At 61.1% G+C, this 12474-nt stretch carries 14 protein-coding genes; 3 read left to right on the forward strand and 11 right to left on the reverse strand.

Annotation, left to right across the window (positions count from 1 at the left end; genetic code table 11):
* Positions 1-25: 25 nt before the first annotated feature.
* The 10 genes from VK792_RS18730 to VK792_RS18775 form a co-directional block, all read right to left on the reverse strand.
* Positions 26-2950 (reverse strand): strawberry notch-like NTP hydrolase domain-containing protein, encoded by a 2925-nt coding sequence (locus tag VK792_RS18730; RefSeq protein ID WP_326299396.1) that lies wholly within the window; start codon positions 2948-2950, stop codon positions 26-28.
* Between the two features lie 102 nt (positions 2951-3052).
* Positions 3053-3205: an antitoxin PaaA2 family protein gene (locus VK792_RS18735; protein ID WP_326299397.1), complete on the reverse strand. Its 153-nt coding sequence runs from the start codon at positions 3203-3205 to the stop codon at positions 3053-3055.
* Positions 3195-3359, reverse strand: coding sequence for a hypothetical protein (locus VK792_RS18740; RefSeq protein WP_326299398.1), 165 nt, complete (start codon positions 3357-3359; stop codon positions 3195-3197). The genes VK792_RS18735 and VK792_RS18740 overlap by 11 nt, the downstream gene beginning before the upstream one ends.
* A 95-nt stretch (positions 3360-3454) precedes the next feature.
* Positions 3455-3973, reverse strand: coding sequence for a type II toxin-antitoxin system YhaV family toxin (locus tag VK792_RS18745; RefSeq protein WP_326299399.1), 519 nt, complete (start codon positions 3971-3973; stop codon positions 3455-3457).
* Entirely contained in the window at positions 3970-4296 is a 327-nt protein-coding gene (locus VK792_RS18750; RefSeq protein ID WP_326299400.1) for a type II toxin-antitoxin system PrlF family antitoxin, read from the reverse strand. The genes VK792_RS18745 and VK792_RS18750 overlap by 4 nt, the downstream gene beginning before the upstream one ends.
* 124 nt (positions 4297-4420) lie before the next feature.
* Complete coding sequence (locus VK792_RS18755) at positions 4421-5074, reverse strand: DUF6927 domain-containing protein (RefSeq protein WP_326299402.1); 654 nt, start codon at positions 5072-5074, stop codon at positions 4421-4423.
* Positions 5075-5176: 102 nt separating this feature from the next.
* A complete protein-coding gene (locus VK792_RS18760; RefSeq protein WP_326299404.1) occupies positions 5177-5770 on the reverse strand; it encodes a regulator in 594 nt (197 codons plus the stop codon).
* Between the two features lie 74 nt (positions 5771-5844).
* On the reverse strand, positions 5845-7827 hold the full coding sequence (locus VK792_RS18765) for a ParB/RepB/Spo0J family partition protein (protein WP_326299405.1): 1983 nt from the start codon (positions 7825-7827) through the stop codon (positions 5845-5847).
* Between the two features lie 155 nt (positions 7828-7982).
* Positions 7983-8372, reverse strand: a complete 390-nt coding sequence (locus VK792_RS18770) for a DUF3768 domain-containing protein (protein ID WP_326299406.1) — start codon at positions 8370-8372, stop codon at positions 7983-7985.
* Between the two features lie 146 nt (positions 8373-8518).
* A complete protein-coding gene (locus tag VK792_RS18775; protein WP_326299407.1) occupies positions 8519-9193 on the reverse strand; it encodes an HAD family hydrolase in 675 nt (224 codons plus the stop codon).
* Between the two features lie 92 nt (positions 9194-9285).
* Between VK792_RS18775 and VK792_RS18780 the strand changes: the two genes are divergently transcribed.
* The gene (locus tag VK792_RS18780) at positions 9286-10029 is read left to right on the forward strand and encodes an AraC family transcriptional regulator (protein ID WP_326299409.1); all 744 of its coding nucleotides are present in this window, start codon (positions 9286-9288) and stop codon (positions 10027-10029) included.
* A 56-nt stretch (positions 10030-10085) separates the two neighbouring features.
* Here the strand turns inward: VK792_RS18780 and VK792_RS18785 are convergent, their stop codons facing one another.
* Positions 10086-11024: an ArdC family protein gene (locus VK792_RS18785; RefSeq protein WP_326299410.1), complete on the reverse strand. Its 939-nt coding sequence runs from the start codon at positions 11022-11024 to the stop codon at positions 10086-10088.
* A 470-nt stretch (positions 11025-11494) separates the two neighbouring features.
* Here VK792_RS18785 and VK792_RS18790 point away from each other — a divergent pair, with 470 nt between their 5' ends.
* Entirely contained in the window at positions 11495-11845 is a 351-nt protein-coding gene (locus VK792_RS18790) for an MbcA/ParS/Xre antitoxin family protein (protein WP_027264271.1), read from the forward strand.
* On the forward strand, positions 11845-12357 hold the full coding sequence (locus tag VK792_RS18795; protein WP_326299414.1) for an RES family NAD+ phosphorylase: 513 nt from the start codon (positions 11845-11847) through the stop codon (positions 12355-12357). Before VK792_RS18790 ends, VK792_RS18795 begins: the two co-directional genes overlap by 1 nt.
* Positions 12358-12474: the final 117 nt, after the last annotated feature.

The raw sequence follows: 12474 nt of genomic DNA on the forward strand, positions 1-12474 counted from the left end.
GTTTGGCGGGCAGACCCCAACGACATCATCGCCGCAAGAAATCGAGGGTTCCAAATGTTGGATTCAATCCACTAGCGGCATGGTAGGAGCGGCCCGTGCCGCCCGCATCGGAGAAAATCAGGATATTCTTGTCACCGTCCATGAAGGCTTGGGTCTCGGACGAATTGCTGCTGGCGGCGCGCTTTTCAATGAAGAGATGGCCGTCGTCGGCCTTGAGCGGTCGAATAGTCCGGCCCGTGACTTCTGCCACGGCCTCGTCACCAAAGGCCCAGAGGATCTGATCGAGCGCCGAGGGGATCGGCGCCAGCGTCATCAACTCCATCATGGCCGCATCGCGCAGAGCGAGCGCCTCGCGCGAGACAACCAGTGCGCCGGTCTCATCCCGCAAGGGTTCCGCCACCATGTTACCGTCGATCTCCACGAGCTTTTGCGCATGGATCGGGAAGGCCTGTTCCAGGTAGCCCAGAACATAGTCGCGCGGCGTCAAGGCACCCTCGACGAGCTCGTCTTCCGCGTCCATCGTTTCAAGCCGACGTTTCAGCAGGCTCTCGCCTGTCGAAACCACCTGGATGACGCACGCGTGGCCCGTTGCCAGATCGTCCTCGATGGCGCGGATGATGGTCGGTGCCTTCATGCCCATCAGCAGATGATTGAAGAAGCGCTGCTTCGTGCTCTCGAAGCGGGACTTGGCCGAGGCGCGTGCGGCCGAGGCATTGGTCTCGCCCGAGGCGTCGTTGACGCCGGTCGCAGTCAGCGCCGCTTCGAGATTGTGGTGGATCGTCCTAAACGCGCCCGCATAGGCGTCGTAGATCTCGATCTGGGCCGGGGTGAGCACATGTTCCAGCACGTCATACTCGACCCCATCGAAGCTGAGAGCGCGGGCCGTGTAGAGCCCGAGCGTCTTGAGATCGCGGGCAGCCACCTCCATGGCGGCGACACCGCCCGCCTCCATCGCTGAAACGAAACTCTCGCGGCTCGGGAAGGGGTATTCAGGCCCGTGCCCCCAGAGACCGAGACGCGCCGCATAGGCAAGGTTGTGGACGCTCGTGGCACCCGTAGCCGAGATGTAGAAGACGCGGGCGCGCGGGGCCGCGAGTTGCAGCCGCAGGCCTGCAAGGCCCTGCTGAGAGGGTTTGACCCCCCTGCCCTGCTCTGACCCTGCCGCGTTCTGCATGGCATGGGCCTCGTCAAAAGCCAGCACGCCTTCGAACTCCACGCCCATCCAGTCGAGGATCTGGCTGAGCCGCGTGGTGCCGCATTTGCCCGACGAGCGCAGCGTGGCGTAGGTGACAAAAAGGATGCCGTCGCCCATCGGGATGGGCTGGTCCGGTTTCCATTTGGAGAGCGGCTGGATGTCGGCTGGCGACCCGCCAAGATCGGTCCAGTCGCGGATCGCGTCCTCGATGAGCGTCGCGGATTTGGAGACCCAGATCGCCTTCCTGCGTCCGGCGAGCCAGTTGACAAGGATGAGACCCGCGCATTCGCGCCCCTTGCCGCAACCGGTGCCGTCGCCGAGGAAATAGCCAAGGCGATAGCTCCGTGCCTCCGGGTCATCATCTGCCCGCGTCAGCTTGGTCTGGTCGTCATCGATGGTGAACCGACCGGGCAGGTCGCGCCCATGGGCATCATGGGCCATGATGATGGTCTCGAGCTGCGCCTCGGAGAGATGTCCCTCCTCGATCAGCTTGCCGGGCAGACGCAGTTCCGCACTACCGTCACCTGAGGGCACCGGCGGTGCCACAGAGGCCATGGCGATGCTTTCGACCAGCGGCGTCGGATGTTCCTGCGCTCCCGCGATCTCAATCCGCTGCGGACGGTAGCGCGCATAGATGTCCGAGACGGGCGTATTATCGCGCGGGACATCGAAGCTTGTGAATTTGAGCGGGACAACGGCATTGGCCTGGGGCTTGAGGGTCGTGACAACACCGGCAGCGGCCTTGCGTGGGGCAGATGATGGAACGGTCGGCCGAGCATGAGGGATCGCTTCAGCCCCTTGGCCGGGGCGCTTCTCGGGTCGGGTCGCGGCCACGGTATCAACAAGAGGGACGGCTTCCTCAAGGTCCTGGACTGTAGCGCGGATCATCTCGCCATCCTCATGCACCTTGTCGAAGACCATGAGCTGGGTTTCCACAGAGGTGCCGAGCTTGCGGTAGACCTGCCCCGGCACCGTGAGGGCCAGGCGCGGCGTCAGGAGACCGCGGGCGCGCGACCAATGCGCGGCATCGCGTTCGGGCGTGAATCCCGGCGGCATGATAGCCACCAGCCGCCCACCGAGCGCGAGACGCTTGGCAGCAGCGATGAGGTGCTTGGCGGCGATGTGCTTGTCCCGGGAACGATCGACTGAGGACGCGAAGGGCGGATTCATCACCACGACGTCGGGTAGAACCGGCGTCTGTAGCAGATCGTCGATATGCTCACCGTCATGGCCCGTCACCTCGCCGCCGAAAACCACCCGCAGGAGGCGCTGGCGGAAGGGGTCGATCTCGTTGAGCAGAAGTGTGGCACCATCCCGGGCAGCGAAAGCGGCGAGAGCGCCGGTGCCAGCCGAGGGCTCCAGCACGGTCTCGCCCTTGCGAATGGCAGCCGCCCGCACGACCATTGCCGCGAATGCCAGCGGCGTGGAAAACTGCTGCAGTCTGATCTGCTGCTCTGACCGGCGCGTTTCCGTGAGGAGCCGTGAGGCGAGCAGCTTTGCGGTAGCGATATCACCCGCCGCGTTGTCCCCACGAAGCAGCACCTGGATGGCCGCGGCCTGCATCAGGTCGTAGGCCATCCGCCAGTCCCATGCGCCGCTGGCATCGCTGCCAAGAAACGCCTCGCGCATGATGCGCGCCAGCGCAGAGCTGCGCAGGGGGTGGTGGTGGATATCTGTGCCGATTAGCGCGAGGGCGGAGGCGAGGTTAGCGTTGGATTCAACAGGATTGGGGAGCGTTGAGCAGGGCTTGGACACGGGAAATTTCCTTTGGATCAGGGTCTGAGTTCCAAAGGACAAAAAGCCCGCTTTCGCTTTTCAGGGTGATGAGGTCAGACCGCGCTGACCTCCAAGGCTTGGTCAGGGCTTGGGTTGGCCCTGGCGCTTCGCATCAATCAAGGCCTGCGCGGCTTGCATTACCTGAACCTGTGAAGTTCCAGCGCGTGCATCCTCAAGCGCGGCCTTTACCTTCTTGCGAAACCACGCGTCATACGCATTCGCTTCAACGGCCACGGACATACTCCTCGATACCCGTACCCAGCAGCTTGCCGAGGTCATCGGGCATGTCTGCAACGCGCACAGCAAATTGCGAATGCTTCCATTTCATCCAAGATGCGCCTTGCTCACCGGTGCCGAAGTACGGCTCTTCCTTACCTATTGGATCCATTACACTTTCTCCGACCATACTATGGGTCGATGCTACATCGACCACAGTGGTGCCGTAAACGGCAATGCCGAAAGACTCACAGCTAACCGGGTCACTTACCGATCGGGCGCCGCTTCAAGGGATTTCGCGAACCGCTTGTTCGCCGCCGCTGCTTCTTTCAAGAGCGCGTCGAGATTGTCAGGTGGATTACCATTTTCCAGCATCCCTTTGAACGTCGCATAGGCATCCGTCTTGCTGCCATAAGCGCGTAGGGTCTTGTCGTCGTTCACCCAGGCCACCACGATGACCTTCGCATCGCTGTTGAACCGGTAGAACAGCCGATACTGCTGGAAGAATTTCGCTCGGAACCAGTGCTTGCGGTGATCGCCGAGAGTGCCGCCTTGCCGGAAGGCGGCGGCACCCGGATCTGCCGGTATGGCCTCGGTGACCAGCTTGAAGATGGCGGCCAGCCGTTTCGTGGAATTTTTCTTGCGCCAGGTCTTAGGATCGCGTGCCCTACGCGCCTCGACTTCCTCGATCAGCCCTTCGAGCTGGTCCAGAAAGAGCGGATGCGCATAGATCGACCATCCGTTTACGAAAAGGGGCGCCCCTGCGGGCACGCTACCGCCGCTCATTCATCCTCGAGTGACAGCGGCGCATCGAGATCGACGTCAACGTCTCCGACCAGTGCTGCAAGACGGTCATGCAAAGCCCCATCGAACGCCCGAATGCGGTCCGGATGCGCCTTGATATCAGCCTCGACAAAATCGAGAAAGGCGCTGAGCGCAGGATCATCCTCGTCGCTGCGCACGGGCTCGATATAGACCCTGCCACTCGGCTCGGTGCAGTAACGAATCTGGTCGCCCTTGCCCAGCTTGAGCTGCTTGCGCACACCCGCCGGGACGGTCGTCTGATACCGATCCGTGAGTTTCGAGACATCTTGTGCGAGCGCTGTCATGGCAGTCTCCTGAAAGAAAAGGGGCTTTGCTGCCCGCGATAGGTAATGCATTTGCATTGTCTTGTCAAGACAAGCCGCAGGATCGGCTGTCGCCGGCAAGTCGATGAACAATCCGGCGCAGCACCTATTTCTGCCCCGCCAGGAACTCCGCCAGCACAGGACTGGCCTCGCCCTTCGCGGAGCTGAGCAGCTCCGAGCCCTCAAGCGAGGCCTTAGAAAGCCGCACGAGTCCACCGGTTTCCTCGATGCGGTAGCAGCGGCGTTTTTGCCGCCCGCGTCTGTAGTGCGTCGCGGTGACGATCTGGCAGGTGCTGCCATCGGTGAGCGTCACAGGTGCTGCGAGCCTGATCTTGTCGCCTTCGGCATAGTCCGGGATCGCAGCCCAGTCCCAGCAACGCTGGCGCCAGGCATGGGCGTAGCTGTCTGGGTCTTTCAGGTCGGAGAGAAGCGCCAGAAGGCTGAGCGGTGCGCGGGACTCGACGGGGCCGGCGCTTTCTTCCATGTCCTTGTAGCCCCAGCAGCCATCATCGTATCGGGTGAGGAAGACAGCCCCGAAAGTGATGGAGCCGTCAGGATCGGTCACATAGGTCACGTCTTCGACAGCGGTTCCGTCGAGATTGGTGACCCTTCCCGCCGCATACCACGTGGAGCCGACCTTGCAGGCCTTGACCAGTTCGGTTTTGCGCGTGTCGCCATGAGAGGTGCAGAGTCGGGCAATCTCCGCTTTCTCGTCCGCGTAGTTCTTAACGCGGCCGTCGGTGTAGAAAAGCCAACCCATCTCAGAGTCCTTTCTCTCATTGGGGAAATTGTTGTCGCCAATGTCCCGAGAGGGCCGCAGGCCCGGCAGGGTATTGGCGATGCATGTTTGAGAAAGGGCGCGTTACGCCACCCTCCGATCATCGAGTTCCATCAGCGCATCGAGCGGCACGCGATAGGGCTGCATGGCATCAAAATCCTCGCAATTGCCGCAGTTCTGCACGATCGCGAAGGAATCGCAGGCATCCTTGAGGATGACCCGGAACTTGCCGCCAAGGCCCGATGGCACGTCGTATGTCCCGCCGATGAGATAGTCCGAGGCCCGGCGCACGAAGACGCGGACGCTTTGACCATCGGTGGCGAGCCGGATGGCCCCCTGCCCCCGGTCGATGAGCACCTGCACATCGTCGAGAATATCCGTGTAGAACTGGCCGGTCAGATCACGGAACGCCATGCGGCGTTGCGCCATCCAGTCGGTGTCCCGAAACGGGTTCATGCCATCAGCGAAGGCGAAAGAGGGATCGGCCTGCTCGGTCGTGACGATGCGGGTGGTGGTGCCGTCGATACCGTTCGAACGCAGATGCACGCCATTGCCGACGATGAGGATCAGGGCGGGCCTGTCCACTGGTACGTTCCAGTTAGGCAAGAAGGTCTTGCAGGCGCGCGCATGGGCGATCTGCGCCGCGACAGCAGACGCAGAGAACTTGAGAATAGCCATGGGGATATCTTTCCGTGGGGTGTGGGAGGGGCGACCCGCGCGGGCGGCTTGGCTCGCGCGGGTCGCGTGAGGGCTCAGGCCGCTTGCGCGAACTCGCTGTCAGGCTCGGGAGATTCCGCGATAGGCGCCACCTCATCAAAGGCGACACCAGCGGTCTGCATCATGGGCGGGCACCAGGCGGCCACCGCGGCGCGCTGTGCATCCGTCAGCGTGGCGAAAGGTTCGGCGAAGAGCTTGTCACAAAAGGCGACGATCTCCTTCTTGCTCGACGAGGCCAGCGTCACCGCCTCCTGGGCGAGGCCCAGATCCTCGCCGAGGATCTTCAGGAGCCATGCCTTCTTGAAGCGGTTGAAGAGCGCCACGTTCGGCGTCCAATGGGCGCGGATGTCAGGCATGATCTCGACCTCGAAGTCATGCATCAGGCTGTCGCGTTGCCGGTCCCGCGCAAAGCAGGACTGCGTGGTGCTGGCCGTGGCATAGGCGACGAGCTTGGCCTTCTCACAAGCATTGAGCGCGCGAAACGCCGCGAACTGATCGGCGGGAGACCGGGCGTCGTCGAGCCAGGACAGATCGAGCGCATCATGCGCCGCCCCCACCTGTTCGAGCGAGGTGCCGTCGATCTCATCCATCTTGGCGTGGCTGCGGTATTCCTTGCGGGCATCGATCTTGACCGCCTGCGTGATGCTCATCCCGGTGCCGAGGACGTCGCTGACCAGCTTGAACAGCGTCAGGTCGAGCGTGGCCTCGGGATGCAGCGCCATCGCGGCCCCAAGGGCCATGGCCCGCTCGGTCTTGAGGTCCTCGGCCAGCGAGGCTGGATAGGTGATTTCGCCGGCGTCCGGGGCCTCCTCACCCGCAGGGTTAGTCGAGGCGCCGCGTATGCACTCGTCTTTCACATTGTCCTGCGGGCGCACGAGGCCCACATGGAGCGTCACCTCCCCATTCGACCAAGACGCAATCACGCCTGCACGGGCAAGGTCCTCGGCGCTGTAGGCTTCCTGCAGATCGCGGGCTTCCTCTTCCAAGTCGTCCACGCGGTCGTAGAGCTCATTGTAGGCATCGTCCTCGAGCCCCTCATCCTCCATCTCGAGCTGCAGCTGCTCGAGCTCCGCGGTGATTTCCTCCACGCGCTTCTGCGCAGCCTCACCAGGCTCGATCGGGCCGGGATAGACGCGGCCGTAGTCTGCCATGGTCGCATAATCATAGCGCACCATCGCATCGGCCCAGGCAAAGCCCAGTCTTGCACGGGCCTCTTCGGCCGCGGCACCGAGCTTCTCGAGCAGGATGGTCTCGACCAGCGCGGCGTCTTCCAGCACCGAATGTTCTTCCAAAAGATCGGCAGCGATCGCTCCGCCGCGGGCCTCATAGTCCTCGCGCACAAAGGCCCCAATATCGTCACTGACCTGCACACCGCGGGATTTGAGCGCCTGACGCACAGAATAGGCCTGCAGGTAGCTGTCTTCCTTGGTCAGCGCCTCATAGACCTCCTTCTGCACCTCCTGGCTCGGATGGTCGGCAAAGGCTTTCATCGTGTCGAGCGTGATCGTCTTGGCCCGGGCTGCGGCGCGAATGTCGGGGTGGATCAGGCCATAACGCAACCGGCCTTTGACGGCGGCAACTGTCGTGCCGAAGGTCTTTGCGATTGTCTCGGGCGTCTGGCCGTCGACCTCCATCATCCGCGCGAAGGCTTCGAACTCGTCGATAGCGTTCATCGGGGCTTGCGTGATGTTCTCGGCGAGCGACAGAGCCGTAGTGACGTCGCAATCCTCCGGCACGAGGCGGCAGTCGATCTTGGTTTTCGCGGTGAACCCCTTCTCGCTCTTGTCCGCGACCAGCTCTTTCAGCGCGGCATGACGGCGACCGCCGGCCAGCACGGCATATTTGCCGTCGATCTTCTGGACCAGGAGCGGCTGGAGGAGGCCCAGCACCGCGATGCTGGCTTTCAGATGTGCGATGTTCTCAGGATCGTAGGTTTCCGGGGAGTTACTCCGCACATTTGCGGGGTGAGCTGTCAGATCGCCGATGGCGACGGAGACGGGTTTGAAGCTTGCAGTCATTGGATATCCTTCTCAATGGATTTGGAGCGGCCCGCGCATTCAGATGCGCGGTCAATCCCCAAGGGCGGGGATCACAACGACAATAGGCCCACTCTCCCTTTGAGGGGTCAGTGGGCCTTCATCACCTGGGGTGTCAGGAGGGGGTGTCCCCTTCCCTACCAGTCGCTCGCCAGCATGATAGTCAGCACGCGCATGGTGGTGGCGGGGTTATCCGGGGCCTCGGCGCCATAGCGAAAATCCGAGTCCGCCTCATAGAGATCGATTTTCCAGAACACGGTCTCGCCCCGGATCTCGACCGCCCCGAAATCATGCCAGCCTTCGGGATCGTTCTCGGGTTCGAAGGTCTCGAACATGCCCGTGGCCTTCACCGCCTCGGCCATGAAGCCGTCACCGGCCTCCATAAGCGAGCGGGTGACATGCATCCGGCCCTGGATAGGCCGCGCGGGCGGAACTCCAAGGCACGCGAGCTTGCGAAACGCGTCGTTCTGCGCTGCGATCACACTCGGATCAGGGCGGTCTGTCTGGGGTTGTGCGATGATGGTCATGGGGCAATCCTTTGAGAAGTTGAAACACCCCTCCCAAAGCCTGCTTTTTCTTTTCTCTTCCACGGGGCACCAGACTAAACCTACCCGACCCGACAGTTAACAGTGTCCGCCGTGCGGACGAGGCTAACCTTCCGAATGAACCACCGTCAGTTCAAGTCATCAAGCAATTCCAAGCCGGCCGCCAGATCGGCAACCACACGGGCATCTTGTGCCCGCAGCTGGTCTGCCTTCCTGTCGCCGCCGACACCCAAAAATTCCAACCCAAGGTTCCTCGCCGTGAATAGGTCCCACAAACCATCTCCGACCGACAGAACCCGATCCAAATCAGAAATGGAATGCCTGCTCCGCGCACTCTCGATTGAGGCCGCGACAATATCTTCCCTCGTTTGGTATTCGGATGCCGTGACGAGTAGATCAAGATCAACCGGGCAGGCAAGAGCATCCAGTTTGCGCAATGCGCCGTATCGAAAGCTCCCGGTTGCGAAACAAGCAACCCATTGGGTCTGTTCCAGTGCTGATAGAAATGCGGAGCTCCCGGGGATCTCCAGGATTGGATGGGCGCAGATCGTATTGTCCAACGCCAGCCGGTACTGTGCTTCCACCCCATCCATGTCCGGGTGGCCATCGAACCCGGCTTCCTCCCAGGCTTCCTGAAATATCGCGCTGTCAGAATGGTGCTTGTAGGAGGCCCAGTCCGTCCGCAGCGCAGGGAACGGAAAACTGCGCAAGGCAGCTTCGAAAGCAGCTTGGTGAGGCGCAACGCTGTCGGTCAGGGTGCCGTCGATATCGAAGACGATGACGGAGGTTTTCTTAGGTGGCATGGTGTCCTCGCTCAGGTTTCCCGCACCCTACGTTGACCTGATTGGCGAATGGGGTCACTTTTCTCTCAGCCGGGTCAAATGAAGTTTCGAAAATGCTTGGATCATCTTCAGCGGACCATCTGCAGATTTTGCCTGCTCCTATTGTCAGTCTCAGCAAGACCTATGCTGACGGCTATGTCTCTCAACGCCACCAGCACACACGCGTGCAAATTATGCACGCCATCTCCGGGCTGATGCTTGCCGAAACGACTGGCGCAAACTGGGCCGTGCCCGCCGGCTATGGGCTGATCATTCCCCCAGAGACCCCGCATCAAACCCGTATGGTTGGCGAGGTTGAACTGCGTTCCATCTATATTTCCGTGGCGGATCAGGTGGCCGGGTCCCGGCCCCCCTGCAGGATCATCGCTATGTCCGAGTTGATGTCGGCTCTTGTGCTGCGCTTGTGCCAGATGGACAATCGAGACGACGGTACGGGCAGGGTATCCTACCTAACGCAACTCATCCTTCTGGAGCTTGCAGATGCGCCGGACGCCCCGCTGGCCTTGCCGTTTCCGCAAAGTGACGGGCTTCGCGGCGCCTGTGCAAGACTGCTGGCCGATCCCTCGATTAATCATGGCATCGATCACTGGGCCGAACAATGCGGCATGAGCCGAAGCACATTCACGCGAGCATTCCGGCGCGAGACGGGTCTTAGCTTCGACGCCTGGCGACAACGGCTGCGTTGCCTTGCGGCACGTGAGTACATGGCCCGTGGGGTAAGCTTGGCACGCGCCGCTCAAGCAGTTGGATACGCTTCGCCTTACACATTGAAACGAGTGTTGGAGAAGCTTGGGTAAGAGCCACCTGCTAAGAGTGCTTTGCTGACATTTACTGCTTTGCCGCAATAGAATCGTCAGGCGGCCTGGGCGCCCTCCCCTGCCCTACCCGCCTCCGACCGTGCGATCAGGTAATCACAGGCGCGCTGCGCGTCGGCCGCGTGCTTGAAGATCGCGTTCTTGTCAGAGCGCAAAACGCGCAGCCAGTTGTAGAGATACGCCGCGTTCATCTCGAGCGTATGCGCTGTAAAGCCGAGCGTCTGGCCAAGGAACACCGAGGTCAGCTCGGCGACGATCTCTTCGCGGGCATAGGCCGTGTTGCCGAAGCGCGAGAGGCCGTAATCGCGGTTCAGCCGGTGCCGTGCCTTGGTGGCATGGGCGAGCTCATGCGCCCAAACGCCATAGAAGTTCCGCGGGTTCTCGAACCGCGCAACCTGTGGCATGAAGACCTTATCCACGGGCGGCAGATAGTAGGCTTCCGTCCCCGTGAAGACGGTCGTGATGTCGATAGCATCGAAAAACGCCTGCATGTGCGGGATGGGCTCGGACGGCGGATGCTCGGGCGCGGGCTCCGGGTCGGGGTAGAAACTGTCGGGCAGGCCATCGATCTGGCAGGCATTGAACACGCGGTAGGATTTCTGGAAGCGGAAGATGCGGGCTTCCTCGGAGCGATCATCCCTGTCGCTGCGGTCATCCTCGCCGCCCGCGTCTTTCCGGCTTTGGCCGTAGTATACGACGACGGAGGACTTCTCTCCCTTGCGGACCTTTGCGTCCAACGCATTGGCCTGCGGAAGCGTCATCCAGAAAGGTGAGCTGTGGCCCGCCATCACGGTCCGCATCGTCAGCAGGAAGTTGTTCACGCCCTGGTAGGGTTCACCGCCCACGCGCAGAGGGCGAGAGCTGCCACCTGCGGTCCAGGGTTTGCGCCACGGCAGGACGCCGCGCTCGATGATGCGGATGATTTCGTTGGTGATAACCTCGGAGGCATCGAATTTGGGCGTGCGGGATCGGGCCATGGCTGGCCTCCTTTCGAATGTTGGTGAGAAAGACAGACCAGAATCCGGCCCGGACCCATCCGAGGGACCCTAAAGGCCCTCATCCGTCAGTCACAAAACCCGAAGTCCACTTTCCCTTTTCTTGGACCAATTGGACCGAGCTGACTGCCGAGGGGCCGACACCAACGCGGTACCCAGTGACTTCATGCAGTAAGTGCTGGTTGGGGTCCAAGATCGGCAAGGCATATCGGCAAACCCGGTCCGACTGCTGCAGTCTTTGTCATATTATCAATAACTTATCTGGTTTTTTGGATCGGCAGAGAAACGCGTCTCCTGCGACTTTGAATACCCAAAGATCAGGACCTTCGACGTTCAGAGCAATTCAGCGCTACCGAAAACAATGGGAAACGAACGCGTAGACCCGCCTGACAACTTGCATTTCAGCAATATTGCCGCTATATACCGTCAGTATAACTGTAGGAGCATAGATCATGCACATCACGAACTTTGCTGAAGCTGGGCAATTCGAACCGCGCAAGATCGCCGCGGTGCTACGCACATCAGCAGAAGAGATCGCATTGACCGTCGGCTTGGGCAAAGACGCGTTGCAGAGGCGAGCCCGCATCGGTTCGGACAAGACGCAGCGCCGCCTGCGCGAACTGGTAGAGGTGCTGAACAAAGTCGAACCCCGCTTCGGCTCGGAACTGATGGCCTATGCATGGTACCGATCAGAGCCCCTGCCCGGCTTTGATGGCCGGACAGCCATGCAGCTTGTGCAGGAAGGCAAAGCGCAGCAAGTTCTCGAATACATCGATGCAGTCGATGCGGGCGTCTTTGCCTGATGCCTCTGAAAGATGGATGCTACACAGGGCCACTCTATCGCGCCCTGAATCCGGTCTATGCGCGTGAACCTCTCTCCGGACGAGGCGCTGAACTCTATGGAGGGCGCTTCAATTCCAAGGGGACCCCTGCCCTCTACACCTCGCTGGATCCCACGACCGCTCTCCGAGAAGCCAATCAGGTCGGCAGCCTGCAACCCACGATCCTGGTGTCCTACAACGCCGACCTTGGGCCGATTTTCGATACCCGCGATCCGGGCGGACTTGACCGGTATGGCGCGACTGCGGCGATGCTTGCAGATCCTGCATGGCGCATGAAGATGCTCGATGGTCAATCGGTTCCGACACAGGATTTAGAACGCGCCCTCATAGCGGATCGGTTTGCGGGGCTTCTGATCCAAAGTTTTGCGAAGGGTGCGTCATCATCGGACTTCAACATCGTGTTGTGGGTCTGGACTGACAATAAAGGTTCTTTGGCAGTGGTGGATGATGAAGAGCGACTGTCACGCATGTGAGGTGATTGGCGGACATGTTCACTGGGTGCATTCTTAGCGCACCTAGTGGATTGAATCCAACATTTGGAACCCTCGATTTCTTGCGGCGATGATGTCGTTGGGGTCTGCCCGCCAAAC

Source organism: Mesobacterium hydrothermale (assembly GCF_035818635.1).
GTDB classification, from domain to species: Bacteria; Pseudomonadota; Alphaproteobacteria; order Rhodobacterales; family Rhodobacteraceae; genus Mesobacterium_A; species Mesobacterium_A hydrothermale.